The sequence below is a fragment of the Streptomyces sp. NPDC008139 genome (assembly GCF_042957025.1).
Taxonomy (GTDB): domain Bacteria; phylum Actinomycetota; class Actinomycetes; order Streptomycetales; family Streptomycetaceae; genus Actinacidiphila.
Genome location: NZ_JBIBHM010000004.1, coordinates 236,701 through 263,140, shown reverse-complemented (window position 1 = coordinate 263,140; position 26,440 = coordinate 236,701). Strand labels below are relative to the sequence as shown.

At 72.1% G+C, this 26,440-nt stretch carries 20 protein-coding genes; 6 read left to right on the top strand and 14 right to left on the bottom strand.

What is annotated here, in order from left to right:
* The first annotated feature begins 25 nt into the window (after nt 1-25).
* Nucleotides 26-1,222: an XdhC family protein gene (locus tag ACFZBB_RS10090; RefSeq protein WP_391119740.1), complete on the top strand. Its 1,197-nt coding sequence runs from the start codon at nt 26-28 to the stop codon at nt 1,220-1,222.
* 275 nt (nt 1,223-1,497) lie between these two features.
* Nucleotides 1,498-2,613 carry a DNA glycosylase AlkZ-like family protein gene (locus ACFZBB_RS10085; RefSeq protein ID WP_391119738.1) on the top strand — a complete coding sequence of 372 codons (1,116 nt, stop codon included), beginning with the start codon at nt 1,498-1,500 and terminating at the stop codon, nt 2,611-2,613.
* A 20-nt stretch (nt 2,614-2,633) separates the two neighbouring features.
* On the opposite strand, the gene ACFZBB_RS10080 is transcribed toward ACFZBB_RS10085, so the two are convergent.
* The 6 genes from ACFZBB_RS10080 to ACFZBB_RS10055 form a co-directional block, all read right to left on the bottom strand.
* On the bottom strand, nt 2,634-4,625 hold the full coding sequence (locus ACFZBB_RS10080) for a sigma-70 family RNA polymerase sigma factor (protein ID WP_391119736.1): 1,992 nt from the start codon (nt 4,623-4,625) through the stop codon (nt 2,634-2,636).
* A gap of 195 nt (nt 4,626-4,820) precedes the next feature.
* Nucleotides 4,821-6,245, bottom strand: coding sequence for a cellulose binding domain-containing protein (locus ACFZBB_RS10075; RefSeq protein WP_391119734.1), 1,425 nt, complete (start codon nt 6,243-6,245; stop codon nt 4,821-4,823).
* A 54-nt stretch (nt 6,246-6,299) separates the two neighbouring features.
* The gene (locus ACFZBB_RS10070; RefSeq protein ID WP_391119732.1) at nt 6,300-7,886 is read right to left on the bottom strand and encodes a family 20 glycosylhydrolase; all 1,587 of its coding nucleotides are present in this window, start codon (nt 7,884-7,886) and stop codon (nt 6,300-6,302) included.
* 113 nt (nt 7,887-7,999) lie between these two features.
* Nucleotides 8,000-8,749, bottom strand: coding sequence for a carbohydrate ABC transporter permease (locus ACFZBB_RS10065; RefSeq protein WP_355339482.1), 750 nt, complete (start codon nt 8,747-8,749; stop codon nt 8,000-8,002).
* Nucleotides 8,750-8,892: 143 nt separating this feature from the next.
* Complete coding sequence (locus ACFZBB_RS10060) at nt 8,893-9,888, bottom strand: ABC transporter permease subunit (protein ID WP_391120136.1); 996 nt, start codon at nt 9,886-9,888, stop codon at nt 8,893-8,895.
* Nucleotides 9,889-9,942: 54 nt separating this feature from the next.
* On the bottom strand, nt 9,943-11,241 hold the full coding sequence (locus ACFZBB_RS10055; RefSeq protein WP_391119730.1) for an extracellular solute-binding protein: 1,299 nt from the start codon (nt 11,239-11,241) through the stop codon (nt 9,943-9,945).
* 395 nt (nt 11,242-11,636) lie between these two features.
* Here ACFZBB_RS10055 and ACFZBB_RS10050 point away from each other — a divergent pair, with 395 nt between their 5' ends.
* Nucleotides 11,637-12,479: a UTRA domain-containing protein gene (locus tag ACFZBB_RS10050; RefSeq protein WP_391119728.1), complete on the top strand. Its 843-nt coding sequence runs from the start codon at nt 11,637-11,639 to the stop codon at nt 12,477-12,479.
* A 69-nt stretch (nt 12,480-12,548) separates the two neighbouring features.
* Here the strand turns inward: ACFZBB_RS10050 and ACFZBB_RS10045 are convergent, their stop codons facing one another.
* Complete coding sequence (locus ACFZBB_RS10045) at nt 12,549-13,052, bottom strand: SAV_915 family protein (protein ID WP_391119725.1); 504 nt, start codon at nt 13,050-13,052, stop codon at nt 12,549-12,551.
* A gap of 220 nt (nt 13,053-13,272) precedes the next feature.
* Between ACFZBB_RS10045 and ACFZBB_RS10040 the strand changes: the two genes are divergently transcribed.
* A complete protein-coding gene (locus tag ACFZBB_RS10040) occupies nt 13,273-13,857 on the top strand; it encodes a putative glycolipid-binding domain-containing protein (protein ID WP_391119723.1) in 585 nt (194 codons plus the stop codon).
* A gap of 30 nt (nt 13,858-13,887) precedes the next feature.
* On the opposite strand, the gene ACFZBB_RS10035 is transcribed toward ACFZBB_RS10040, so the two are convergent.
* The 4 genes from ACFZBB_RS10035 to ACFZBB_RS10020 form a co-directional block, all read right to left on the bottom strand.
* On the bottom strand, nt 13,888-15,129 hold the full coding sequence (locus ACFZBB_RS10035) for an MFS transporter (RefSeq protein WP_391119720.1): 1,242 nt from the start codon (nt 15,127-15,129) through the stop codon (nt 13,888-13,890).
* Between the two features lie 350 nt (nt 15,130-15,479).
* Nucleotides 15,480-17,018 carry a DHA2 family efflux MFS transporter permease subunit gene (locus ACFZBB_RS10030; protein WP_355338913.1) on the bottom strand — a complete coding sequence of 513 codons (1,539 nt, stop codon included), beginning with the start codon at nt 17,016-17,018 and terminating at the stop codon, nt 15,480-15,482.
* A 256-nt stretch (nt 17,019-17,274) separates the two neighbouring features.
* Entirely contained in the window at nt 17,275-17,922 is a 648-nt protein-coding gene (locus ACFZBB_RS10025) for a LysE family transporter (protein ID WP_391049584.1), read from the bottom strand.
* 134 nt (nt 17,923-18,056) lie between these two features.
* Nucleotides 18,057-18,878: a LuxR C-terminal-related transcriptional regulator gene (locus ACFZBB_RS10020; RefSeq protein ID WP_391120134.1), complete on the bottom strand. Its 822-nt coding sequence runs from the start codon at nt 18,876-18,878 to the stop codon at nt 18,057-18,059.
* Nucleotides 18,879-19,088: 210 nt separating this feature from the next.
* On the opposite strand from ACFZBB_RS10020, the gene ACFZBB_RS10015 reads away from it, so the two are divergent.
* Together ACFZBB_RS10015 and ACFZBB_RS10010 are read left to right on the top strand one after the other, a co-directional pair.
* Entirely contained in the window at nt 19,089-20,765 is a 1,677-nt protein-coding gene (locus ACFZBB_RS10015; protein ID WP_391119718.1) for an AMP-binding protein, read from the top strand.
* Nucleotides 20,762-22,408, top strand: coding sequence for an AMP-binding protein (locus ACFZBB_RS10010; protein ID WP_391119716.1), 1,647 nt, complete (start codon nt 20,762-20,764; stop codon nt 22,406-22,408). The genes ACFZBB_RS10015 and ACFZBB_RS10010 overlap by 4 nt, the downstream gene beginning before the upstream one ends.
* A gap of 87 nt (nt 22,409-22,495) precedes the next feature.
* Here ACFZBB_RS10010 and gcl read toward each other — a convergent pair whose 3' ends face one another.
* The 3 genes from gcl to ACFZBB_RS09995 all read right to left on the bottom strand — a co-directional run bounded on the left by gcl (nt 22,496) and on the right by ACFZBB_RS09995 (nt 26,405).
* On the bottom strand, nt 22,496-24,283 hold the full coding sequence (gene gcl / locus ACFZBB_RS10005; protein ID WP_391119714.1) for a glyoxylate carboligase: 1,788 nt from the start codon (nt 24,281-24,283) through the stop codon (nt 22,496-22,498).
* Between the two features lie 226 nt (nt 24,284-24,509).
* Entirely contained in the window at nt 24,510-25,256 is a 747-nt protein-coding gene (locus ACFZBB_RS10000; protein WP_391119712.1) for a hypothetical protein, read from the bottom strand.
* Between the two features lie 249 nt (nt 25,257-25,505).
* A complete protein-coding gene (locus ACFZBB_RS09995) occupies nt 25,506-26,405 on the bottom strand; it encodes a 2-hydroxy-3-oxopropionate reductase (protein WP_355338928.1) in 900 nt (299 codons plus the stop codon).
* Nucleotides 26,406-26,440 lie beyond the last annotated feature (35 nt).

The following is a 26,440-nucleotide window of genomic DNA, read 5'->3' as shown; positions in this document are numbered from 1 at the left end:
TGTAGGAAGAAGGAGCTGGAACGCCATGCTGGACATCGCTGACGAGTTGTACCGCTGGTGCGGTCTCGGGCGTCCGTTCGCCGTCGCGACGGTCGTCGCGACCGGCGGCAGCGCCCCGCGCCAGCCCGGTGCGGCGCTCGCCGTCGACGGCGGCGGCGACGCCATCGGCAGCGTGTCCGGCGGGTGTGTGGAAGGCGCGGTCTACGAGCTGTGCCAGGAGGTGCTGGCCGCGGGCCCCGACGCGGCTGCGGTCCTCCAGCACTTCGGCTACTCCGACGAGGACGCCTTCGCCGTCGGCCTGACCTGCGGCGGCGAGATCGACATCTTCGTGCAGCGGATCGATCCTGCGGTACGGCCCGAGGTCGTCGCGGCGCTGGCCGCGGCCGTCTCCGGCGAGGCGGCGGCGGTGGCCCGCGTGGTCGCGGGCCCGGCGGAGCTGCTGGGCCGGGCGCTGCTGGTGTCCGAGGCCGGGTCCGGGGGTGGGTCCGCAAGCGCGTCCGACCGCTCGTACGCGGGCTCGCTCGGTGACGACGAGCGGGACCGTACGGCGGCGGCCGAGACCCGCGCGCTGCTGGCCGCCGGGCGCACCGGGACCGTCGTGATCGGCGCGGACGGCAGCCGCTGCGGCGCGCCGCTCACCCTGCTGGTCGAGGCCAGCGTGCCGCCGCCGCGGATGCTGGTCTTCGGGGCGATCGACTTCACGTCCGCGCTGGTACGGGCGGGCAAGTTCCTCGGCTACCACGTGACGATCTGCGACGCGCGGCCGGTCTTCGCCACCGCCCGCCGCTTCCCCGAGGCCGACGAGGTGGTCGTCGACTGGCCGCACCGCTACCTGGAGGCCGAGGCGCGGCAGCGGCGGCTGGACGGCCGTACGGTGGTCTGCGTCCTCACCCACGACGCCAAGTTCGACATCCCCCTGCTGGAACGGGCGCTGCGGCTGCCGCTGGCCTACATCGGCGCGATGGGCTCGCGCCGCACCCATCTCGCGCGCCTGGACCGGCTGCGCGACACCGGGGTGACCGAACTCGACCTGGCCAGGCTCCACTCGCCGATCGGCCTCGACCTCGGCGCCCGCACGCCCGAGGAGACCGCCCTGTCGATCGCCGCCGAGATCGTCGCCCACTCGCGCGGCGGCTCCGGCGCCCCCCTCACCGGCGCCCGCACCCCGATCCACCACGAGCCCAAGCCCCCGTCCCGCCGCCTGGGCTCCCCGGCCGCGTAGGACCCGTACCCCGACCGTATTTGGTCCAGACCATTGACCGCTCCGGGCGCGACCGTGCAGGATCGGCGGCAGGCGGCAGGCGGCAGGCGGCAGGCGGCAGGCGGCAGGCGGCAGGCGGCAGGCGGCAGGCGGCAGGCAGCAGGCGGTGGGCCGCCGGGCTCAGAACCGGGCCGCCCACCGCACGCCGTACCCGCTTCGCCGGGCTTCACTTTGCTTCGCCGCACCGGCGCCGTCACGGACAGTTGCTGTCCGCGATGGGCCCTAGCGTAGGAGCCATGCCCAAGCCGCTCGACCGCCGCACCCTCAACCGGACCCTGCTCGCGCGCCAGCTGCTGCTGGACCGGCGGCGGACGGCCGCCGAGGACGCCGTCGCCCATCTGCTCGGACTCCAGTCGCAGCACCCCACCTCGCCCTATCCGGGCCTGTGGACCCGGCTGACCGGCTTCCGGTTCGACGAGTTGGGCACGCTGCTCACCGAACGCGCGGTGGTGCGCGTCGTCTTGATGCGCGGCACCGTGCATCTGGTGACGGCGGCGGACGCGCTGCGGCTGCGGCCGTGGATCCAGCCGATGCTGGACCGGGGATTTCGCGGCTCGCAGTGGGCGGCAGGGGCCGCGGGCGTCGACCGCGCGGAACTGGTCGCCCACGGCCGCGAGGCGCTGGCCGAACGGCCCCTGGGACCGGCCGAGTTGCGTACCGCGCTGAGCGCCCGCTGGCCCGACGCGGACCCCGCCTCGCTGATCAACGCGCTACGGGTGTGGGCGCCGCTGGCACAGGTGCCGCCGCGCGGGCTGTGGGGCGCGAGCGCCCAGCCCGCCTACGCCCTGCTGGACGACTGGCTGGGACAGCCGATGGCCGACCCCGCCGCGACCGCCGCGGAACCGGCCGCGCTGGTCCGCCGCTACCTGGCCGCGTACGGCCCCGCCACCCCCGCCGACATGCAGAAGTGGTGCGGACTCACCGGCCTCAGGAAGGTCTTCACCGCGCTGGACTGCCGGACCTACACCGCCGAGGACGGCAAGGAGCTGTACGACCTGCCGGACGCGGAACTCACCGACCCCGCCACCGAGGTCTCCGCGCGCTTCGTCGCCGACTTCGACAATCTGCTGCTCTCGCACGCCGACCGCACCCGCGTCCTCGCCGACGAGCACCGGCCGCGGGTGATGACCGTCAACGGCATCATCCGCGGCACGGTGCTGGTCGACGGATTCGTCGGCGGCACCTGGCGGTTCGAGCGCGCCAAGGACACCGCGGCCGTCGTCGTCGCGCCCTTCGCGCCGCTGCGCCCGGCCGACCGGGACGCGCTCGACGCGGAGGGCCTGCGGCTGCTGGCCGCCTCCGACCCGCGGGCGCGGACGCCCGAGGTGCGGTTCGAGCGACCCGCGGGGTGAGGCGGCGCGCTGACGACCGCTCAGCGCGCCGCCTCGAACGCCCGCCCCGCCGCCGTCTCCACCGGACCGCTGTGGAACAGCCCGCTGCTCGGCTTGTTGTCGTCGGCGGGCAGCCCGAACCAGGCGTACCGCTGGAGCCACGGCAGCCCGTCGAGCATCTTCGTCGCGGCCGTCACGAAGGCGGCCTGCTGGCTGTCGGTCGGGAAGCGGACGCCGTTGGCGAAGTCGATCAGCGCGAATTCGGTGAGCCAGATCGGCTTGTTGTACCGGTTGTGGACCGCCGTCAGATACGACTTGAGCTGGGAGACCGCGTTCGGCGTCGTGAAATCCCCGCCGTACCAGTGCAGGGCGATGAAGTCGACGCGGTAGCCGCGCTGTTGAGCCCCCGACATGAACCGGTCGAGCCAGCCGCCGGCCGTGTCGCCGCCGTAGGCGACCGCGGGACTGCCGAGCACCTTGCCGTTCGCCATCAACTTCGGCCACAGCGACAGCGCCTGATCCACCGTCATGTTCGCCTGGCCGCCCATGTCCGGCTCGTTGAAGCCCAGCAGGTACGGACCCGCCGCCTTCGCCTGCGCCAGTGCCGTCGGACTCGCGCTGTCACCGCCCCAGATCATCGGCACGAAGCCGGGTCCGCTGATGCCGCCGTGCGTCGTGGACCACGTGTAGTACCAGCCCGCGCCCGACCGGTCGAGCGCGGTGTTCACACCGGGGAAGGACCACACCCCGACGCCCTTGCGGACCGAGGAGACCGGCGCGACCGGCGGCGGCGCCGCGGCCGGCGGCGCGTGGGTCGTCGGCGTGGGCTTGCGCGGCGGCTTCGTCGTCGGCTTGGCGCCGGTCCTCGTCGCGGACGGCGTGGGGGAGGGGGAGGCGGTCGTGGCGGGCGCCGAGATCGTCACCGAAGGACGGATCGGCGTGCTGTCGGCGGCCGGGGTGCCGGCGGACCGGTCGGCCGACAGGTGCACGGCCAGCAGCGCTCCGGCCGCCACCGCCGCGACCGCGCCCATCGCGGCGGCCGGGACGCTCAGCGGACCGTGCAGCAGCCTGCCGCGGATTCCCCGGGGCGCACCGCTCCGCCGTGGGGGGCGGTGTCGCGGAGCGGTGCGCGGGGCCGCCGATTGGGGAGCGGCCTGGGAGGGGGGTATCGGGGAGTGCGCGGGCGGCGGGCCCGCAGGGCCGGTGTGCGGGGGCGCCGCCGGGGCGTGCCCGCCGAAGGGCGCGCCGAACGGCATCCCGAGCGGCACCGGCAGCAGCGGCAGCCCGCTGAGCAGCCGGTCCATCGGCAACAGCGTCCGGCCGCGCTGCCCGCAGTCCGGGCAGCCGCGGATGTGCCGGGCGAAGCGCTTGCGCCACAGCGGGCTCGGCACACCGTCCCAGCCGCCGGTCACATGGGTGAGACCCGCGCAGCCGCCCGCGTCGCCGAGCGCGCGCACCACCGTGCGCGAGGTTTCGAGCTGTTCCTTCATCCGCTGGACCTTCACCGCGGCGTGCTGCCGGGTCAGGCCCAGGGCGTCGGCCAGCTCCGAGCGGCCGAGGTCGCCGGTCTCCTCCAGCCACCACAGCGCGAGCAGCGTACGGTCGTCGCGGTCCAGCCAGCGGGTGGCCTCCGCGATCTCCCGGCGCTGGTCGGTCAGCCCGAGTCGCAGGATCGTCACGGCGGCGAAGTCCGAGGCCGGGTCCGGTATCAGCTCCGCCGCGTCCAAAGCGGTCTGCTGGTGCCACGCCGCCTTGCGGGCCTGCTCGCGGTCGCGCACCTGGCGGACCGCGATGGCCACCAGCCAGGAGCGGAACGCCGCCGGGTCGCGGAGGTCGGACAGGCCGCGGACCACCCGCAGCAGCGTCTCCTGCACCACGTCGTCCACGTCGTCGTGCCCGTCAAGGGCGCGCCCGACGATGTTGTAGACCAGCGGCAGGCACTCCGCGACCAGCCGGTCGAGTGCCGCCTGGTCGCCCGCCCGCGCGGCACTCACCAACGCGGGGTCGGGACCGACCCGGTCGCCTGCGCGCATGCTGCTCACACTCCGTCCTGGCCCGGACTCCGGCCGGGTGACACGTATCTGCCCTCGGACAGGAGACGCTGCCACGACCAGGGGGATAACAGAAACCCGCCGGCCCCCCGGACTTCCCGCGCGGGGAGGTCCGGGGGGCCGGCGACCGGACGGCGGGCCGGGCCCCCGGTCCGGGGGCCCGGCCGCGCCACCGGATCAGGAGGACGGCACGGTGTCCGTGAAGGTGGTGCCCGCCGTGCGGTAGGCCGCGACCTGGGTCTGCACCTGGGCGGGCGTCAGCACCTGGTCCTTGAGGAAGTACACGTAGTCGACCTGCTGGTTGTACGAGCGCGGGGTGTTGCTCGTCTGGCCCGCGAGGTCGATCAGCCAGTGGTTGAAGTCGATCCACTGCGGCGTCTCGGGCAGGTACGGCTCGCCGTGCTGCGCGACCTGGTTGCCGTCGATGTAGTAGGTGATGTTCGTGTTGTCGATGGTGATCTGGAGGTTGTGCCAGCCGTCGAGGCTGCCGTACTGCTGGCCGTGGGTGTTGACCGCGTTCCACGGGTCCGGGTTGTAGGTCTCCCAGGACGTCTCGTACATGATGTTCTGCGTCTCGCCCCAGCCGCCGTTGGGCAGGTACTCGAAGTCCTGCTCGCTGTAGTCCGGGTCCATCGGCGCGTTGAGCGGCGTGAAGGTGAAGAAGGTCTGGTTGACGTGGTCGCCGTCGGGGCCGCCGGTCGGTGTGTCGTTGAACTTGACCCGGGCCGCGTAGGTGCCGTTCTTGAACTTCCTTGCGGTGGTCTGGAGTTCGGTCTCCTTGGTGCCCGCCGCGGTGCCGTCGGTGGTGAGCCGCAGATTCATCACCTTGTTGCTCGCGCCGTCGGCGACGAAGGTCACGTCCTGCGGCGACCAGGTGGCGCCGGCCACACCGGGGCCGCCCTGACCGGACTTGACCGTCCAGCCGTGCTGCTGCACGGCCGGGTCGGAGCTGGAGGTGTAGTTGAAGTCGTCGAACATCGCGGGACCGGTCGGGTTGCCGGTCGGCGGGGTGGTCGGGGGAGTGGTGGGCGGGTTGGTCGGGTCGTTGCCCGCGGGCGCGGTGCCCCAGACCACGGCGCCGCTCTTCTGCACCGTGACCTTGTTCCAGTTCGCGTACGCCGTCTGCGAGCCGTTGAAGGAGTAGTCGTCGGACTGCGTGAGGGTCTGCCAGTCGGCGCGGTAGAAACGCAGTTGCATGTCACCGGTGTTCTGACCCGGCGTCAGCGAACCCGCGCCCGAGGTGAAGCCGATCTCCAGGTAGCGGTCCGCGGTGGCCGTCGGATTGGCCAGCGTCCCGAAGGTGCCGGTGATGTTGCCGCAGCCCTTGACCGCCCACGAGCACGCGAAGCGGTAACTGACGTTCGGGCCATCGGACTTGAAGTAGTACCGCACGGTGACGGTGTTCAACGGCACCGTGGTGCTGCCGGTGTTGGTGACCTCCAGCCACGGCTCCGACTGGTCGGCGGTGGCGCCGGAGGCGCTGGTGCGGTACTGCGCGCTCAGCGAGTCCTGCGCCGCCGAGGCGGGCATCGCGGTGAGCGCGGCGCAGGCGAGACCGGCCGCCGTACAGACGGCCATCGCCGTACGGACGCGGGTCGACATGCGGAACTTTCCTGACACGGTGATCCCTTTCCAGAGGGGGGTGATGGTGCGGGACTACTGGGAGATGGTCCGGGGAGAGGTGGTGCGGGAGGTGGCTCGGGGGGCGTGCGGCGGGACCGCGGGGTGCGGGATCGTCCGGTGGGCGATACCCAGCGCCGCCAGCCGGTCCTCGTGCCGGAGCAGGGCGGGCAGGAAGTCCGTCGACCAGTCGCCCGCCGGATTCCAGGCGCGGTCGGCGAGCGCGCACAGCCGGGGGAAGGCCAGGTACTCGGCGTGCTCAGCGGTCGGCACGAATTCGCTCCAGAGTTGCGCCTGCGTGCCCAACACCCGCGCCGCCGCGGCCGGTTCCCAGTCGGCGGGTACGGTCTCGCCGCCGTGCACGGCCCGCAGGTCGACGACTCCGCCCGCCTGGCCGAGCGGTTCACCCGGCTGTTCGGTCTGCGGGTAGTCCAGATACGTGGAGCGGTGCGGCGCCATGATCACGTCATGGCCGCGCCGGGCGGCGGCCAGCCCGTGGGCGGTGTCGCGCCACGGCATCACGGTGAACTCCGGCGGCAGCGTGCCCGAGTCCTCCGCCCAGCACAGCGGACGCCGTCCCGCCTCGATCAGGAAATCGCCGATCCGCCCGAGAAACCAGCCGCGCAGGTCCTTGGGCGCGGCCAGGCCCAGCTCCGCCGCGCGCCGCCGCGCCGCCGGGCTCTCCTCCCACTCGGTGACCGGGCACTCGTCGCCGCCGATGTGCACGTACGAGGAGGGGAACACGTCGAGCACCTCGCCGAGCACGCTGCGGCAGAAGTCCAGCACCTCGTCGTGGACGCCGAGGATGGTGCGGCACACACCCCACTCGGTCCACACGTCCAGCTCGCGCCCCGGCACGTTCCCCAGGTGCGGATAGGCCGCCAGCGCCGCGCGGGTGTGCCCCGGCATCTCGATCTCCGGCACCACCGTGACGCCGCGCTCGGCCGCGTAGGCGACCAGCGACCGCAGTTCTGCGGTGGTGTACGCCCCCGCGTGCGGCAGGTCGTCGAACCGGCCGCTGCCCGAACGCCCGATCATCGAGCGGGACCTGGCCCCGCCGACCTCGGTGAGCCGGGGGTAGGCGGCGACCGGCATCCGCCAGCCCTGGTCGTCGGTCAGGTGCAGATGCAGCACGTTCAGCTTGTGGAACGCCAGCAGGTCCACGAAGCGCCGCAGGAACGACACCGGCTGGAAGTGCCGGGCGACGTCCAGCATCATGCCGCGCCAGCCGAACCTCGGCACGTCGGTGACCTGCACGCACGGCATGCGCCAGGCGACCCCGCTCGCCGGGCGCTCCGACAGGGCCTGCGCGGGCAGCAGTTGACGGATCGTCTGCACACCGTGCAGCAGCCCGGCCGGCCTGGCCGCCCGCAGCAGCACCGCGTCGGGCCCGACGGTCAGGCCGTAGCCCTCCGCGCCGAGACCGCCGAGTTCGGGGTCGAGCGCGAGCACCACCCGGCCGGTGGGGGAGGGCCGCAGCGGCAGCCCGGTGGCGGGCGCGAGCAGCGTACGCAGCAGGTCCGCCGCGCCCTGGGCGCCGTCGCTCGCCCGTACGGACGTGGTCTCTTCGAAGGTGAAGTGGCCGGGGATACGGGCGAGATGGGAGGGGTGCGGAATGATCACAGCGGCTCCAGTGGGGGCGGCGGGGGTCGGCGGTCGACGGCGTCGAGCGAGGTGACCCGGGAGCGGGCGTGGGGAGCGGTCGCGGGCAGGGGGCGCGGACAGCGGTCGCGAGGTCAGCCCTTCACGGCGCCGGCGGTCATTCCGGTGGTGACCCGGTTCTGCAGGACGAGGAAGACCAGCAGCACGGGCAGCATGAACAGCGAGGAGGCGGCCATCGTGGCGCCCCAGTCGGTACCGAAGACATTGCTGAACGAGGAGAGCCAGACCGGCAGCGTGCGGGCGTCCTGGTTCTTGATGATCAGCGTGTTGGCGAAGGCGAACTCGTTCCACGCCGTGATGAAGCCGAACAGCGACGTGGACAGCAGGCCGGGCGCGAGCAGCGGGAAGGTGACCCGGCGGAACGCCTGCGGCCTTGTGCAGCCGTCCACTTGGGCGGCCTCCTCCAGCTCCACCGGGATCGCCGCGAGGAAGCCGCGCAGCGTCACGATCGTGAACGGCAGCGTCGTCATGAAGTAGACCAGCGTCAGCATCGACAGCTTGTCGAGCATGTCGGTGTCCCGCGCGATCACGTACATCGGGATCAGCAGCGCCTCCCACGGTGCCATCTGCGCGGTGAAGACCAGCAGGATGAAGGCCCGCCGGCCGCGCCAGCGCATCCGGCCGACCGCGAAGGCCGCCAGCAACGCCACCACCAGTGACATCAGCACCGCGCCGAGCGTCACGGTCAGGCTGTTGCGCCAGAAGGTGCCGAAGCCGTCGGCGTGCATGGCCGTGCGGAAGTGCGCGAAGGTGGGGTGCAGCGGCAGGAAGGACGGGGTGTCGGCCTGGATGGCGGTGGTCGGCTTGAAGGCCGTGATCACCATCCAGTAGACGGGGAAGGCGGCGACCGCCAGCGTGAACAGCGCGGCCAGATTGAGCGGCAGCCGCCGCAGGGACCCGCGGCCCGGCCGGTTCCGACGGCCCGCGCCGCCCGCGCGCGGGGCCTTACCAGTCGCGGTGAATGTGGTCACTGCGCGCCCTCCTCACGGAACATCCGGCGCAGGTTGAAGACCAGCACGCCGAGCAGGATCAGGACGGTCAGCGTGGAGACCGCGGACCCGAGGTCGTACTTGTGCAGGGACTGCGCGATCTGGAAGGCGTAGACCGGCAGCGTGGTGGTCGCCCCGTTGGGACCGCCCTCGCTGATCACCCAGATCTGGGCGAAGCACTTGAAGCACCAGATCACCTCAAGGGAGGTGATCAGCGCGAACAGCGGGCGCAGCATGGGGAAGGTGACCAGCCGGAAGGTCTGCCAGGCGCCCGCGCCGTCGATCCTGGCCGACTCGTACAACTCCGCCGGGATCGTGGTCAGGCCGCCGTAGAGGGTCAGCGCGGCGAACGGCACGGACTGCCAGACCACCAGGGTCACCAGGATCGCGAAGGTCGAGCCGCCGTGCGCGAACCAGGTGTAGTCCCGGTACGACTCGAAGCCCAGCTTTACCAGTAGCCAGTTGACCACTCCGAAACGGGACTGGAACAGCCACTGGAAGATCGTGGTGGCCGCGATCACCGGAGTGGCCCAGGCCAGGACCAGACCGCTCATCACCGCGAGCCGCATCCGCTTGCCGAGCTTGACGAGCATCAGCGAGACCAGCGTGCCGAGCACCATGATCAGCACGACGTTCAGCCCGGTCCACCACAGGGTGCGGCGGACCACCGTCCAGAACTCCGGATCATCCAGCACCGTACGGTAGTTGGCGAAGCCGACCCAGGTGGCGCCGCCGCGGATCAGCTCGCCGAGGCCGAAGTGCTGGAACGACATGACGGTGTTTCTGACCAGCGGGTAGACCAGCAGGAAGGCCGTGCCCACCACGGTGGGGGCGACCAGCAGATACGGCCAGACCGCGGCGAGCGGGCGGCGGCGGCGCCGGCGTTCGCGGGGTGGCGGTGGCGGATCCGCGACGGCCGGCCGTGAGGCGGCGTTGGGAGCGGTGAGCACGGCGGTTCTCCTCGGGACGCTGATCGGACGCTGTCGGGCGGACGCGGATCAGATGGGGAGCGGGCGGGGCGTGGCCGGTCAGGAGGCGGTGTTGAGGGCCTTGGTGACGGCCGCCGAGGCCGTCTTGCCCGCCGCGTCCGGGTCGCTGCCGGTGAGCACCTGCGTCATGTACTGCTTGATCGGGTTGTTGGCCTCGACCGCCGCCCAGTTGGGCGAGTTGGGCGTGGCATGGCCGTTGGCCGCGCCGACCGCCATCACCGAGGCGCCCTCGTTGCCCGCCAACACCCCCGCGAGCGAGGTGCGGTTGGGCACGTAGCTCATCTCCTTGGCCATGTCCGTCTGCCACTTGGCGCCCGCGAGCGCCTTGACCACCTCGTAGGCGAGCGCCTGGTGCCGGGACGCCTCGGGGATCACCAGGTCGGAGCCGCCGGTGAAGACCGCGCCCGGCTTGTCGGCGGTCTTGCCGGGGATCGGGAAGAAGCCGATCTTGTCCTTCATCGCCGGATTGGCCTTGACGATGGCGTCGGCGCCGCCGGGCACCGAGATGATCTGCGCGCTCTTGCCCTTGGCGAAGACGTCGGCCTGGAGCGGCTTGGCCTCGTCGGAGTCCTTCGGGCCCTTGCCGAGCGCCTGGAGCCGCTTGTAGAACTCCATGCCCGCCTTGGCCTGCGGGGTGTCCAGCGCGCCCTTCCAGTTGTCGCCGTCCTGGACCGCCAGGTCGCCGCCCTCGTCCCAGATGAATCCGGCCAGCGCGTACCAGGTCTGGCCCGGCAGGTAAATGCCGTCGTTGCCACCGGTGTTGAGCTTGGTGGTGTCCTGGATCCACTCGTCGCGGGTCTTGGGCGGCGCGGCGATGCCCGCCTTCGAGAAGAGGTCCTTGTTGTAGATCACGACGCGGTTGGCCGCGTACCAGGGGATGCCGAACTGCTTGCCGTCGATCTTGCCGGGGTCGGCGAGGCCGGGAATCCAGTCGGCGCCCTGGAGGTCGGTCACCTTGTCGGTGAGGTCCTTGACGCCGCCGCTCGCCGCGTACTGCGCGACCTGCGTGTTGCCGACCTCCATCACGTCGGGCGCGTCGTTGCTGGCCAGCGCGCTGGTGATCTTCTGGCCTATGCCGTCCCACTCCTGGATCTGGATGTCCAGGGTGGTGCCCTTGTGCCCGGCCTCGAAGTCGGACCTGAAGCGGCTGAGGAAACCGTCGGACATGCTGCCGCGCATGATCCACACGGTGAGCTTGGCGGGGGCCGGCGTCTTGGCGGAACCGCCGGTGTCGCCGGAGCCGCCGGAGCCGCCGGATCCGGAGGAGGAGCCGCACGCGGAGAGCGCGGCGACGGCGAGGACGAGCGCCGCGGCGCCGGGAACGAGTCTGGATCTCACGGGGATGTCACCTCGGGCAGGGAGCGAACAGGACTTACCACTTGCCAACTGGTCTGGTGCTGGTCAGTGAAAATGGCATAGACCACTGAGCGCGTCAAGAGTTCGCGCACCCGTCGACCGCCGAACCGCCGCCCGCCGCGCACCCGCCACACGCAGGCCGTATGCGAATGAGGCCCCCGAAAGCCAGGTGGCAAGGAGTGCTGGCATACTGGTCAGCATCTGGATAACCTCAGCTCACCAGCACGTCACATGAACGCACCGGCACGTCCCCCGAACTCACCAGCACGTCGCATGAACCCACCGGCACGTCCCCCGAACTCAGCAGCACGTCATACGAACTCACCCGCACGACGGCGGCACACCGGTGACCCGTCGGCGGCAGGAAGGTGCACCCCATGGCCAGCGAGCCGCCGCGCTCGGCGCTGAAACGCGAACGGGTCCGCGACTACCTGATGGAACTGGTCGAGTCGCGCGCCCCCGGCGACCCGATCCCGTCGGAGCGCACCCTGTGCGAGCAGCTCGGCGTCTCCCGCCCCACGCTCCGCTCCGCCGTGGACGAACTGGTCACCACGGGACTGCTGCTCCGCGAACACGGCCGCGGCATGTTCGTCGCCCGCGCCAAGATCACCCAGGAGCTGGCGCTCGACGGCCAGGCGCACCGCCTCCCGCAGGCGTCCGGCACCTGGGCCAGCCGCGTCCTGGAGTTCACCACCGTGCGGGCGGGCGCCCGCGTCGGCCGCAAGCTGCACATCTCCCCGGCCGCCGAGATCACCTACATCGCCCGGCTCCGGCTGGTCGACGACGAGCCGATGGCCATCGAATACCTGCACGTCCCGGCCGACCTCGTGCCCGGCCTGCACGCGGCGGACATGGAGTCCGGCGACTTCTACGACTTCCTGCGCGCCCGGCACGGCGTCCACGTCCACGAGGCCGTCCAGTCCATCGAGCCCACCGTGACCAACGACGAGGAGGCCCGGCTGATCGGCGTGCCCGTCCTGTCACCGGCGCTGCTCTTCGAACGGCTCACCAAGGACGCCACCGGCCGCCCGGTGGAGTACGTCCACTCCGTCTACCGCGGCGACCGCTACCGGATCGTCTCCCGGCTGGCCCTCGGCGACGCCGCGCCCGCGACCGCGCAGTCCGCCGACCGGCACCACCCGGGCATCCCGCCGGGCGACCTCGCGGGGCGCGGGGACGTGACGGCGCAGATGGTGGGGGAGGTGCAGCCCGCGGGCTGAGGCCGGGGGGTGTACCCGCGGAGGGACGCCGCGGCGCCCGTGACGTCCCAGAGCGTCTCGAACGGCGAACTACGGTGCCAGGCCCGCCGGTTGCTGGCGTATGCCGTCGCCGCCCTCGTCCTCCTCGGCGGCGCCCGCCGCGACGCCGTCGGTGCCGCGCCGCGGGCAGGGGCGGCCCGCCGCCGGATCGGTCCAGGAAGCCGGGGGGCGGGCGGTCAACAGCGGGTCGACGGTCAGATGGCGGGCGCCCAGCGGCTCGGCCATCGCGCGGAGCGCGCTCTCCGAGAGCTTGATCCACGGCTGGGTCGGCCCCAGCACCGAGCGCAGCCGCTGGTCACTGGTGAAGGCGACCGCCGTCCTGCTGCCGACGGGCGTACGCCACAGCCGTACGACATAGCCCGCAGGCCCCTGTCGCACCGGCACATACAGCGGCCCTTCCGGTACGGGCACGGATTCCGCGGTCGGCGAGACCGGCCCGAGGGGTGTCTCGCGGGCCGTCGCAGGGATCGTCTGCTCGTGGGGCTGTCCTTCGGGAGTCCGGTCACCGGGTCCGTCGTGCTGGCTCACGTGCATGCAGCCACCGTAACCCGGCCGCCGGACGCGCATTCGGCGAGGTCGAGGCGTGGACACCGCGCCGACCGGGCCCGCGCGTCGCTTCGGCCGCCCGCCCGCCCCGCGCCCGGCACCCGCCGATCGAGTGACGCGTCCGCCGGTCACGGCCCGGACCGCCGTCCTCCATTTGTCCTCGACACGCATATGGCGTCCGATCCGGGGCGAACGTTACGTTTGCGCCATGACAGCGCCGAACACCGTACTCACCTGGCAGGTCGAGGAGACCGGCGGATACGAGACCGCGTGGGTCGAACTGGCCGCCGGACGGCTGCGCGCGCACGGCCGCGCGGTCGGACTGAAGCCCGAACCGTACTGGCTGAGCTATGAGTTGGACACCGACGCCGGGTACGTGACCCGGCGGCTGCACGTCACCTCGCACACCGTCGACGGCACCTACGACCTCGAACTGCGCCGGGACGAGCGCAGCCGCTGGACGGCCAACGGGCAGGTCGTCCTCGCGCTCGACGGCGCCCTCGACTGCGACCTCGGCATGTCGCCGCTCACCAACACGATGCCGGTGCTGCGGCACCAACTCCACCGCGACGAAGGCCATCAGGACTTTCTGATGGCCTTCGTCCCCGTCCCGACCCTCGCCGTCCGCCCCTCCATCCAGGGCTACACCCACCTGACCCCGCTGATGTCAGGGGCACGGCTCGGCTACGCCTCCGGCACGTACCGCAGCGAGATCGACGTGGACGCCGACGGTCTGGTCGTCCACTACGAGGGCCTGGCCACGCGTCTCAACCGGGCGGCCCCCAAGCTCTGAGGGCCCGCCCGCCGCCCCGCGGCCGGGCGCTCAGACGCCTCCGCCCTCCTTCGCGAGCACGGGGCCCTCGGCCCCGCCCTTCGTCCGCCGCGCCCAGCCGATCGCGACGGCCGCCAGCAGCGGCGGGACCGCAGCCAGGAGGAAGCAGAGCGTCAGCGGCACGCCGGCGACCAGCAGCGCGGCCAGGGCGCCACCGGCCGAAGACCCGGCGTTGACGGCCGAGTTGACCCAGGTGGTGGCGCGGGTGGTGGCGCCGTCGGGCGCCGCGCCCGCCGCCGCGAGATAGGCGGTCGAGAGGATCGGCGCCGTCAAGGTGCCCGCGGCGGCGACGCACAGGCCGAACACCGTGAGTACGGGGGCGGCGGCCGTGACCGAGACGAGCGCGGCCAGGACGAGGAGCAGGCCGGGGAGCCGGGCGGCGGCGGGCAGCCGCCAGGAGATCCGGCCGTACAGCAGGCCGCCGAGCGCGCTGCCCGCCGACTGCGCGGCGAGGATCCAGCCGACCGCCGAGGGGTGGTGGTGCCGGTCGGCGAAGGCGATCACGAACAGCTCCACGCAGCCGAGGCAGCAGCCGATCCCGGCGGCGGCGTACGCGGCCCTGCGGACACCGCCGCCCTTCTCGCCGAACAGCCGCAGCCGCTCGGCCGCCGAAGCGGTCGACTTGTGGCGCGGCGGCAGCAGCCGGGCGGCGGGGGAGGTGACCATCGCGAGCGTGCCGCAGCCGATCAGGGCGCCGGAGAGCACCAGGCCGTTCACCGGGTGCACGGCCACCACGAGCAGCGGCCCGCTGAGGAAGATCAGCTCCTCCGCGACCGTGTCGACGCTGAACGCCCTTTGCAGCAGCGCCTCGTCGGGCGTCAGCGCGTCCCACAGTGCGCGCATCGTCGGCCCGAGCGGCGGACACAGCGCCCCCGCCGCGCCGCTGAGCCCGGCGAACGCCCACAGCGGCGCACCGGGCTCCCGTACGGCCGCGGCCAGGACGAACAGGGTCGTGGCGAACGGCAGCGCCAGCGTGGTCAGGCCCCGCCTGGCGCCCCAGCGGTCCACGAGCGCGGCCCGTGCGGGGCCGAGCAGGACGGACACGGTCGCGAAGAGCGTGGCCAGCAGCCCGCCGCGCGACAGCGACCCGGTGGCGGAGGTCAGGGACAGGACGAGGGAGAGCGAGACGACGCCGTAGCCGAGGCGTCCGAAAAGGGCCGCACCGAAGGTGCGGCGGGCATGGGGAAGGCGGAAGACGGCAGCGTAGGACGCAGCCTGGACAGGCGCGGACATGGTGGTGATCCTCGGGTTTCCGGGGGAAGGCGGGCGGTTTCGCGTATGCCGCGCAGCGCCGTCAACCCGCCGTCAGGGCGGGGCCGGTCGTCTGTGGGCGCTTACCGCTGCCTAGACACGGTGGGGGAGGATCATGCGCCGCACCCTACCCGTCGGACAGGGTGCGGGAAAAGAGAGACCGGCCGCCCGGCCTGTGCGCACGGGGGCGGCGCACGGGCCGGGCGGCCGGTCGGGGGGCCGGGGGCGCCGGGTGTCCCGTCCCCACGATGACCCGGCGGCCCGGTCCCCTTGACCCCGGCCCACTACCGCTCACTGTGGGGCCGGGGGGCTTGGGGAGCCCGGAGGCTTGCCTACATGTGGACGGCCTGGACGGTGGTGTCGCCCTGGCTGGGACGGCCGCTGCGGTACATGAGGGCGGCGAGGACGAAGCCGACGGCGAAGAGGCCCGCCGACCACCAGTAGGCGGTGGAGTAGCTGTGGAGTTGGGCCTGCGCGGCCACGGCCGGGGACGGCTTGTGGCTGGACAGGTAGCTCGTCGCGGCGCTGGCGGCCAGCGTGTTGAGCAGCGCCGTACCGATGGAACCGCCCACCTGCTGCATGGTGTTGACGGCCGCGGAGGCCACACCCGCGTCGTCGGCGGCGATCCCCGCGGTGGCCACGCTCATGGCGGGCGGCAGGGCCAGGCCGATACCGAAGCCGATGACGAGCAACTGCGGCAGGACGTGCGCCGCGTAGGTGCTGTTGAGGTCGAGGACGGTCAGCCAGGCCATACCGGCACCGGCCATCGCCATGCCGAGCGGGACGATCGGGCGGGGCCCGAACCGCGGCATCAGGTTGTTGGTGGCGATCTGCGCGGAGACCATCAGCGCGCCGATCATCGGCAGGAACGCCAGACCGGTCTTGACCGGCGTGTAGTGCAGCGACGCCTGGAGGAAGTAGGTCAGGAAGAGGAAGACGCCGAACATCCCGGCGCCGGAGATCGCCAGCATGATGAAGGACGCGCCGCGGTCACGGTCGAGCAGGACGCGCAGCGGCAGCAGCGGGTGCGCGGCCCTGGTCTGCCACCAGGCGAAGGCGCCGACCAGCACGCCGCCCGCGACCAGGAAGCCCCAGGTCATCGGGGAGCCCCAGTGGTGGGTCTCGGCGTTCGAGAAGCCGTAGACCAGGCCGAACAGACCCGCGACGACCATGACCGTGCCGGGGACGTCGAGCTTGGGGCGGTCGGCGGGAGCGCCCTTGCGCAGGAAGGCCATGCCGCCGACGAAGGCGAGGACGGCGAAGATCAGGTTCACGTACAGCGTCCAGCGCCAGCTCAGGTGCTCGGTGAGCACACCGCCGAGCAGCAGGCCCACACCGCCGCCCGCGCCCGCGATGGCGCCGTAGATGCCGAACGCCTTGGCGCGTTCCTTGGCGTCGGTGAAGGTCGTGTTGAGCAGCGACAGCGCGGCCGGCGCGAGCAGGGCGCCGAACAGGCCCTGGAGGGCGCGGCCGGTGACCAGCACCTCGAAGTTCTGCGCGGCGCCGGCGAGGGCGGAGGCGCCCGCGAAGCCGACGACGCCGATCAGGAAGACGATCTTGCGGCCGATGAGGTCGGCCAGGCGTCCGCCGAGCAGCAGCAGGGAGCCGAAGGCGAGGGAGTACGCGGTGACGATCCACTGCCGGTTTCCGTCGCTGAACCCGAGGGCGTTCTGGGCGGACGGCAGGGCGATGTTCACGATGGTGGCGTCGAGGACGACCATGAGCTGGGCGAGCGCGATGACGCTCAGCACCCACCAGCGGTGGTTCGCCTTCTCGGTCTTCTGCACCGGGCCCGTGGGGCCCGCGCCGAGGGGCCCTGAGGCCGCGGCGGAGTCGCCGACGTGCGCGTCGGCGGTGGACTGGGATGACATGAGGCGGGACTCCTGAGGAGGAACGGGACGGGCAGGAACCGACCGGAACCGCTGCATGAACGAAACGGTTTCGTACTCCAACGACGGTACGACCCGACCTATCGAAACGCAAACGTTTCGTTGCCGCGTGCCCTGTGCCTCTGATCACATCGCCCGATGTACCCGTCCCACCAGGCGCGACGGCCGGGCGGGAGGGGTGAGGGCGCTGGTCCACTGCGCGCGTACATGTCATATCCGGCGCGCCGCGGCCTCCGTGCTACTGGTCGGCGCGCCCCGTGACCGCGACCGTCACGCCCAGGCCGATCATCGCCAGACCCCCGGTGCCGCCGACCGCCGCCAGCCGCCGCGGCGAGCGGGCGAACCAGGTACGGGCCGCCGACGCGGTCAGCGCCCAGACGCTGTCGCAGATCAGCGCGATCACCGTGAACACCAGCCCGAGCAGCAGCATTTGCTCGTGTACGTGCCCCGCGCCCCGGTCGACGAACTGCGGCAGCACGGCCGCGAAGAACACCATCGTCTTCGGATTCGTCACGCCGACCACGAACCCCTCCCAGAGCGTACGGAGATCCCCCCGGGCGGCCCCGGCCGGTTCGTCCGCGCTCATCGCCGCCGACAGCGCCCCCCGCTGCCGGAACGCCTTCACCCCCAGATAGACCAGATACGCGGCGCCCGCCAGCTTCAGCGCCACGAACACCGTCACCGACCGCGCGACGATCTCCCCGAGCCCCACCGACACCGCCGTCACCAGCACATACGCGCCCGTGGCGTTCCCCAGCACACTGCCCAGCGCGGTCCGCCGCCCATGGGCGAGCGCCCGGCCGAGCACGAACAGCACGCTCGGACCCGGAATCAGCACCAGCACCAACGACATCGCCGCGAACCCGGCCAACCGGTCGACCGACATCCCGTCCCCCTCCACGCCTCGACTCCCGCCGTCCGCGCCGTCGGCGCGCCGTCGGCGCGCCGCCGGTCCGACGAGCGTAACCGCGGGCCCCCGGCCGAGGCTCCCCAATAACGCCGCCGTTCATCCGCCCGAGGTCAGGGCAGCAGGCCCTCGCGGCGCGCCGCGACCACGGCCTCAAGACGCGTGTGGGCACCCAGCTTCCGCATCGCGGACCGCAGATAGCTCTTCACCGTCTCGGGCCGCAGCCGCAGCCGCGCGGCGGCCGCCGCGTTGGTGGCGCCCGAGGCCACCGAGGCCAGCACGTCCAGCTCGCGCGGGGTCAGCGGCGCGGGGCGCGGGACCCGCGACGCCGCGCCGGAAGGGACCGCGGCCGAGGCCAACCGGGCGCAGGCGGACAGCAGTTCCTGCCGCAGCCGCACATCGGGGATGCGCGTGGCCAGCGCGCGCAGTTCGAGATGCGCCTCGCGCACCTGCTCCCAGGCCCGGGGGTCGGCGGTCAACGGCTGCTGGCAGAAGGAGAGCAGCCGCTGGGCCTCGTCCCGTACGGCCAGCGCCTGCTCCAGTTCGCGGACCGCGTCGAGGGCGACGGACAGCGGACGGTCGCCCAAGGCATACGGCTGCCGCAGCGCGCCGTACAGCACCCCGCGCACCCGGCGGCGGACGACGACGGGCACCGCGAGCACCGAGCGCAGCCCCTCGGCGGCGACGGGCGGGTCGTACTCGTGGCTGATCACGCGGGACGAGCCGTAGTCGGTGACCGAGCAGGGCCGGACCGTGGCGAGGGCCTTGCCGCCCAGACCGTTGCCGGTGGTGATGGCGAGGCCCCGCAGCGACTCGGTGTCGGTACCGGACATCTCGGAGATACGGAACTGCCGGGCGCCGTAGCCGCCCGCCTGGCCCGCGGCGCCGGTCACCAGCCCGCCGAAGGCCACAGGCAACAGCCCCGACCTGCGCATTCGCAGCAACGCGGCCCGTACCTCGACCGCCTCGCCCCGCTGACCGTCCACCCGATCCACCTCCTCGCCCCCGACCGTCCACCCCGGCCAGGAGCCCGTGACTCCCGGCCGGACGGAATCGGACACCGGCTCTCACCCCCGTCCGGGGGTAGTGAGACCCAGGTCACTACCGCACGATGCTACCGAGGGGTCCATCGATGAGGAGGACAGATGGCGGCAACGGACGCGACCGGTGCTTTCCGGGCCGCCCGTGACTTCCTGCTGCGGCACCGTGAGGACTACCAGGCGGCCCGCGAGGGCTTCCGGTGGCCGGAGCCCGAGGAATTCAACTGGGCGCTGGACTGGTTCGACGCCATCGCGAAGGGCAACGACCGCACCGCGCTGTGGATCGTCGAGGAGGACGGCACCGAGGTCAGGATCTCCTTCGCGGAGATGGCCGAGCGGTCCGCGAAGGTGGCCAACTGGCTGCGGGCGCGAGGCGTCCGCGCGGGCGACCGGGTCCTGGTGATGCTCGGTAACCAGGCGGAGCAGTGGGAGACCGCGCTCGCCGCCATGAAGCTGCGGGCCGTCGTCATCCCCGCCACCCCGCTGCTCGGCCCCGCCGACCTGCGCGACCGTATCGACCGCGGCGCCGCCCGGCACGTCGTCGTACGCGCCGCGGACACCGGGAAATTCGCCGAAGTCCCCGGCGGCTACACGCGGATCGCGGTCGGCGGCGCCCTCGACGGCTGGCTCCCCTACGAGGACGCGTACGCGGCGGACCCCGGCTTCGTACCCGAAGGACCGACCCCCTCGGGCGACCCGCTGATGCTCTACTTCACCTCGGGCACCACCGCCAAGCCCAAGCTGGTCGAGCACAGCCACCTCTCGTACCCGGTCGGCCACCTCGCCACGATGTACTGGATCGGGCTGCGGCCCGGCGACGTCCACCTCAACATCTCGTCACCCGGATGGGCCAAGCACGCCTGGTCGAGTCTGTTCGCGCCGTGGAACGCCGAGGCGACCGTCTTCGTGCACAACTACACGCGCTTCGACGCCGCCCGGCTGATGGCCGAGATGGCACGCGCCAGGGTGACCAGTTTCTGCGCCCCGCCCACGGTCTGGCGGATGCTGATCCAGGCCGACCTCAGCGCGCTCGGCACCCCGCCACGCGAGGCGGTCGCGGCCGGTGAACCGCTGAACCCCGAGGTCATCGAGCACGTACGGCGGTTGTGGGGCGTGCTGATCAGGGACGGCTTCGGGCAGACCGAGACCGCCGTGCAGGTCGCCAACAGCCCGGGCCAACTGGTCAAGGCCGGCTCCATGGGACGGCCGACGCCCGGCTACACGGTCGCGCTCGTCGACCCGGTGACCGGCGAGCCCGGCGACGAGGGCGAGATCTGCCTCGACCTGCGCCAGGGCCGGCCGGTCGGCCTGATGACCGGGTACGCGGGCGAGCCCGAGCTGACCGCCGAGGCGATGGGCGGCGGCTTCTACCGCACCGGCGACATCGGCTCGCGCGACGCCGACGGCTACATCACGTACATCGGCCGCGCCGACGACGTCTTCAAGGCGTCCGACTACAAGATCTCGCCCTTCGAGCTGGAGAGCGCGCTGCTCGAACACGAGGCGGTCGCCGAGGCGGCGGTCGTGCCCGCGCCCGACGAACTGCGGCTGGCCGTACCGAAGGCGTACGTCGTCCTCGCCGAGGGCTGGGCCCCGGACGGAGAGACCGCCAAGGCGATCTTCGCGCACTCGCGGGCCGTCCTCGCCCCGTACAAGCGCATCAGGCGGCTGGAGTTCGCCGACCTCCCCAAGACCGTCTCCGGCAAGATCCGCCGCATCGAGCTGCGCGAACGCACGATGCACGACGGGAGCGGCGAATTCCACGAGGAGGACTACAAGTGAGCGCGGCGGGCGGCCCGGCGGCCCGGAGCGCCGAGCCCTCCTACGCGCACGGGACAGGGGAGACGCCGTTGCTCGGGGACACCATCGGGCGCAATCTCGACAGGGCGATCGCCGCGCACCCCGCACGCGAGGCCCTGGTGGACGTGGCGAGCGGGCGGCGCTGGACGTACGCCCAATTCGGCGCGGACGTCGACCGGTTGGCGCGCGGACTGCTCGGCCGCGGGGTGATCAAGGGCGACCGCGTCGGCATCTGGGCGGTCAACTGCCCCGAGTGGGTGCTGGTGCAGTACGCCACCGCGCGGATCGGCGCGGTCATGGTCAACATCAACCCGGCCTACCGCGTGCACGAACTCGACTACGTCCTGCGGCAGTCCGGCATCGAGGTGCTGATCTCCTCCACCGGCCACAAGACCAGCGACTACCGCGGGATGGTCGGCGAGGTGCGCGCCAACTGTCCGCTGCTGCGCGAGGTCGTCTTCATCGGCGACCCGACCTGGGACGCCCTGCTGGCCGCCGCAGACGGTGTGTCCGAGGATCAAGTCGCCGCCGTCGAGGCCACGTTGAGCTGCGACGACCCGATCAACATCCAGTACACCTCGGGCACCACGGGCTTCCCCAAGGGTGCCACGCTCTCGCACCACAACATCCTCAACAACGGCTATTTCGTGGGCGAGACGGTCGGCTACACGCAGGAGGACCGGGTCTGTCTGCCGGTGCCCTTCTACCACTGCTTCGGCATGGTGATGGGCAACCTCGGCATCACCACGCACAGCGCGTGCATCGTCATCCCGGCCCCCTCCTTCGACCCGGCCGCGACCCTGCGCGCCGTCCAGGAGGAGCGCTGCACCTCGCTCTACGGCGTCCCCACGATGTTCATAGCCGAGCTGGGACTGCCCGACTTCGCCGACTACGACCTGTCGTCGCTGCGGACCGGCATCATGGCCGGATCGCCGTGCCCGGTCGAGGTGATGAAGCGGGTGATGGCCGAGATGCACATGGCCGAGGTGTCCATCTGCTACGGGATGACCGAGACCTCGCCGGTCTCCACCCAGACCCGGATGGACGACGCCCTCGAACACCGCACCGCCACCGTCGGCCGGGTCCTGCCGCACCTTGAGGTGAAGGTCGTCGACCCGGTCAGCGGTGTCACCGTGCCGCGCGGCGAGCCCGGCGAACTGTGCACCCGCGGTTACTCGGTGATGCTCGGTTACTGGGAGGAGCCGGAGCGCACGGCCGAGGCGGTGGACGCCGGGCGCTGGATGCACACCGGCGACCTCGCGACGATGCGGGACGACGGCTATCTCGCCATCGTCGGCCGGATCAAGGACATGATCATCCGCGGCGGGGAGAACGTATACCCGCGGGAGATCGAGGAGTTCCTGTACACCCACCCGAAGATCTCCGACGTGCAGGTGGTCGGGGTGCCCGACGAGCGGTACGGCGAGGAGATCCTGGCCTGCGTGATCCCGCGCGACCCGGCCGACCCGCCGACCCTCGCCGAGATCAAGGACTTCTGCGCCGACCGGCTCGCGCACTTCAAGGTGCCGCGTCACCTGCGGATCATGGACGCCTTCCCGATGACGGTCAGCGGCAAGATCCGCAAGGTGGAGCTGCGGGAGGACTTCAAGCCCGAAGGAGCGTGACCGGCGGGCCCGAAGCCGCGTGACGGCCGGGCCGTGACGGCTCGGACCGCCGGCCCGTGGAGCTGAGACCCGGCGGGCCCGTGGAGCTCAGACCCGCAGCGGCATGACCGCCGTGGGCGCGTGGCCCGGCTCGGTGGCCAGCTCCTCGAATTCCACGACATTGCTGATGTCGGCCGTCGTGCTCATCGAGATGTTGGTGATCCGCTCCAGGATCGCCTCGACCACCACCGGCACCCGGTACTCGGCCGCCAGCTTCTTGGCCTGCTCGAACGCCGCGCCCAGCTCGGCCGGGTCGGTGACCCGGATCGCCTTGCAGCCCAGGCCCTCGACCACCTTGACGTGGTCGACGCCGTAGACGCCCAGCTCGGGCGAGTTGACGTTCTCGAACTCCAGATTGACCTGGAAATCGATGTCGAGACCGATCTGCGCCTGCCGGATCAGCCCCAGGTACGAGTTGTTCACCAGCACGTGCACATACGGGATCCGGTGCTGCGCGCCGACCGCCAGCTCCTCCAGCATGAACTGGAAGTCGTAGTCGCCGGACAAGGCGACGACCTGCGCGTCCGGGTCCGCGGTGGCGACACCGAGGGCGGCCGGGATGGTCCAGCCCAGCGGGCCCGCCTGGCCGCAGTTGATCCAGTGCCGGGGGCGGTAGACGTGCAGCATCTGCGCGCCCGCGATCTGCGAGAGGCCGATGGTGGTGACGTATCGCGTCTCGGGGCCGAAGGCCCGGTTCATCTCCTCGTAGACGCGCTGCGGCTTGATCGGGATGTCGTCGAAGTGCGTACGCCGCTGCAAGGTCGCCTTGCGCTCCAGCGTGGAGTCGATCCAGGCGCGGCGGTCGGGCAGCCTGCCCTCGGCCTTCAGCTCGCGGGCGACCTCGACGAAGAGCGCGAGCGCGGCCTTGGCGTCCGAGGCGATGCCGTAGTCGGGGGCGAAGATCTTGCCGATCTGGGTGGGCTCGATGTCGACGTGCACGAAGGTGCGGCCCGCGGTGTAGACGTCGAGCTTGTAGCCGGTGTGGCGGTTGGCCCAGCGGTTGCCGATGCCGAGGACGAAGTCCGACTCCAGGAACGTGGCGTTGCCGTACCGGTGCGAGGTCTGGAGGCCGACCATGCCCGCGTTCAGCTCGTGGTCGTCGGGGATGGCGCCCCAGCCCATCAGGGTCGGGATGACGGGGGTGCCGGTCAGCTCGGCGAATTCGACCAGCAGGTCGCTGGCGTCGGCGTTGAGGATGCCGCCGCCCGCGACGATCAGCGGGCGCCGCGAGGCCAGCAGCATCGCGAGCGCCTTCTCGATCTGGGCGCGGGACGCGGCGGGCTTGTAGACCGGCAGCGGCTGGTACGTCTCCGGGTCGAACTCGATCTCGGTGAGCTGGACGTCGATCGGCAGGTCGATCAGCACGGGTCCCGGACGGCCCGAGCGCATCAGGTGGAACGCCTGCTGGAAGACGCCGGGGACCTGCGCGGCCTCCAGCACGGTGGTCGCCGCCTTGGTGACCGGCGCGGCGATCGAGGCGATGTCGACGGCCTGGAAGTCCTCCTTGTGGATCACGGAGGTCGGGGCCTGGCCGGTGATGCACAGGATCGGGACGGAGTCGCCGGTCGCCGAGTACAGGCCGGTGATCATGTCGGTGCCCGCGGGGCCCGAGGTGCCGACGCACACCCCGATGTTGCCGGGGCTGGTGCGGGTGTAGCCCTCGGCCATGTGCGAGGCGCCCTCGACGTGCCTGGCCAGCGTGTGGCGGATGCCGCCGGACGCCTTGAGCGCCGCGTAGAAGGGGTTGATCGCGGCCCCGGGCACGCCGAAGGCGACGTCGACGCCCTCCAGCTTGAGGATCTCCACGGCCGCGCGGGCGGCGGTCATACGAGGCATGAGGTCCCTCTCCTGCTTCTGTCGGCGACTACTTTCCTCCACGCTTTCCGCTATGTGGAAAAGTAGTTCTGCGATATGGAATGAACGTAAGCCGTGCCAGTGCGCGCGTCAAGAGGCGTCCCGGGCAGCGAAAAGGCGCCCGGCGCGCGGGAATTCGCGCTGCCGGGCGCCTCGGGGCGCCGTGAAGGGCGTGGGTCAGCCGGGGGTGCCGGAAAGGGGGGACGGGTCAGCCGGAGATGCCGGGGCCCGTCCTGATCAACTCCTCCGCCGCGTCGTTCACCGGCTGCGGGGTGCCGGTCAGATCCATCACGAACAGCGGTACGCCGAGCTGGTCGGCGCGCAGCCGCGCGTCGTGCGCGTAACCGGCCAGTGAGAAGAAGGCCCCCACCGCGTCCTCGTTGGCGCAGTTCAGCCAGAGGCACTCCACATCACGGGCCGCGGTGGGCTGCGTGGTCGGGTCGACCTGGGCGACCAGCCCGTCCCCGCGCAGGTCGATGCCGTTGGCCGTACGGTCCCCGGCCAGCCGTATCCCGCCGAAGCCCAGCCACTTCAGGAACTGCGCGGCGGCGGTCAGCGCGTCCCTGCCGGTCCTGATCGTGACCGGCCGGAAGGGCGGCCGGTCCGTCGGCGGCGGCGGAACCTGCCCGGTGGGCTCGGGCGGCGAATCCGCCTGACGCGCCCCCGCGGGCATGGCCCCGGCCTCCTGCGCGGCCTCGCCCGCCACCGGCAGCCGGATCAGGGCGCCGCAGGCACAGTCGAACTCCGGCTTCGGCCACTCGTCGGCCCGGCCGCAGTCGGGACACCGCAGCCGTACCCACGAGTCGTCCCACGTCTTGTGCCCGATCTGCTCGGGCGCGCCCCCGGACAGCACCGGGAGCGCGAGCGGCGCACCGCACGCGCACGGGAAGGTGGGCGCGGTGTACGTGTGCTCACGGTCGCAGGCCGGACAGCGCACGAGCACCCTCTCTGCCATGTGGACAACTCCCGGTCTGCGGCGGCGGAATGTGCCTATGACAACGTGCACATCCCATAGTGCAGGAGTTTGCCGCACCTGGACCACGGCCGGGAGCACTCCCCGTACGCCAGGGCATGACGGCCCTGTGTTTCGAGCGCGCGCTCGAAAAGAAGTAAGAGGGTGGTACCGCCCGGCGGTGCGTTTGGGCGCGACAGGACAAGTCACGCACCACCGGGCGGAGTTCATGGGGTCAGGACATCGGGTGTGTCAGTCCTCGACCGGGAGGCCGGACAGCCGCTCCACACCGCGCAGCAGCGCGGAGTGGTCGAGACCGCCGTCGCCCTGGGCGCGCAGCGAGGCCACCAGGTTGGCCACCACGGAGCCGACCGGGAGCGCGGCGCCGACGGTACGGGCGGCGTCGGTGACGATGCCCATGTCCTTGTGGTGCAGGTCGATCCGGAAGCCGGGCGCGAATTCGCGCGCGAGGAAGTTGTCCTTCTTCCGGGTCAGCACGGTGGAGCCGGCCAGACCGCCGTTGAGCACCTCAAGGGCGGCGTTCAGGTCGACGCCGGACTTCTCCAGGAAGACCACGGCCTCGGCGCACGCCTGGATGTTGACCGCGACGATCAACTGGTTGGCGGCCTTCACCGTCTGCCCCGCGCCGTGCGGGCCGCACAGGATCACCGTCTTGCCGAGCGCGTCCAGCAGCGGCTTGGCCTCGTCGAAGTCGGCCCGCTCACCGCCGACCATGATCGACAGTACGGCCTCGACCGCGCCCGCCTCGCCGCCGGACACCGGGGCGTCCAGCACGCGGATGCCCTTGTCCGCGGCGGCCTTCGCCAGGTCCACCGAGGTCTGCGGGGTGATGGAGGAGGTGTCGATGAGCAGCGCCCCCGACCGCGCGTGCGCCAGGATGCCGTCCTCGCCGTACGCGATGGCCTCCACCTGCGGCGACGCCGGGACCATCGTGACGATCACATCGGCGTCCCGTACGGCCTCGGCGATCGACCCGGCGGCCGTGCCGCCGTTGGCCGCCAGCCGCTCCAGCTTCGCCGCCTCCAGGGTGTAACCGGTGACGTCGTATCCGGCCTTGATCAGATTCTCGGCCATGGGGGAGCCCATGATGCCGAGTCCGATCCAGGCGACCTTGGGAAGGTGGGTGCTCATGGGGTCCTCTCAGGGGATGGTGGGGTACGGGAGCG

Coding starts and splice junctions, on each gene's coding strand:
- ACFZBB_RS10090 (WP_391119740.1), top strand. CDS start 26: ATGCTGGACATCGCTGACGAGTTGTACCGCTGGTGCGGTCTCGGGCGT.
- ACFZBB_RS10085 (WP_391119738.1), top strand. CDS start 1,498: ATGCCCAAGCCGCTCGACCGCCGCACCCTCAACCGGACCCTGCTCGCG.
- ACFZBB_RS10080 (WP_391119736.1), bottom strand. CDS start 4,625: ATGCGCGCAGGCGACCGGGTCGGTCCCGACCCCGCGTTGGTGAGTGCC.
- ACFZBB_RS10075 (WP_391119734.1), bottom strand. CDS start 6,245: ATGTCGACCCGCGTCCGTACGGCGATGGCCGTCTGTACGGCGGCCGGT.
- ACFZBB_RS10065 (WP_355339482.1), bottom strand. CDS start 8,749: ATGGTGATCACGGCCTTCAAGCCGACCACCGCCATCCAGGCCGACACC.
- ACFZBB_RS10050 (WP_391119728.1), top strand. CDS start 11,637: ATGGCCAGCGAGCCGCCGCGCTCGGCGCTGAAACGCGAACGGGTCCGC.
- ACFZBB_RS10045 (WP_391119725.1), bottom strand. CDS start 13,052: ATGCACGTGAGCCAGCACGACGGACCCGGTGACCGGACTCCCGAAGGA.
- ACFZBB_RS10040 (WP_391119723.1), top strand. CDS start 13,273: ATGACAGCGCCGAACACCGTACTCACCTGGCAGGTCGAGGAGACCGGC.
- ACFZBB_RS10035 (WP_391119720.1), bottom strand. CDS start 15,129: ATGTCCGCGCCTGTCCAGGCTGCGTCCTACGCTGCCGTCTTCCGCCTT.
- ACFZBB_RS10030 (WP_355338913.1), bottom strand. CDS start 17,018: ATGTCATCCCAGTCCACCGCCGACGCGCACGTCGGCGACTCCGCCGCG.
- ACFZBB_RS10025 (WP_391049584.1), bottom strand. CDS start 17,922: ATGTCGGTCGACCGGTTGGCCGGGTTCGCGGCGATGTCGTTGGTGCTG.
- ACFZBB_RS10020 (WP_391120134.1), bottom strand. CDS start 18,878: ATGCGCAGGTCGGGGCTGTTGCCTGTGGCCTTCGGCGGGCTGGTGACC.
- ACFZBB_RS10015 (WP_391119718.1), top strand. CDS start 19,089: ATGGCGGCAACGGACGCGACCGGTGCTTTCCGGGCCGCCCGTGACTTC.
- gcl (WP_391119714.1), bottom strand. CDS start 24,283: ATGCCTCGTATGACCGCCGCCCGCGCGGCCGTGGAGATCCTCAAGCTG.
- ACFZBB_RS10000 (WP_391119712.1), bottom strand. CDS start 25,256: ATGGCAGAGAGGGTGCTCGTGCGCTGTCCGGCCTGCGACCGTGAGCAC.
- ACFZBB_RS09995 (WP_355338928.1), bottom strand. CDS start 26,405: ATGAGCACCCACCTTCCCAAGGTCGCCTGGATCGGACTCGGCATCATG.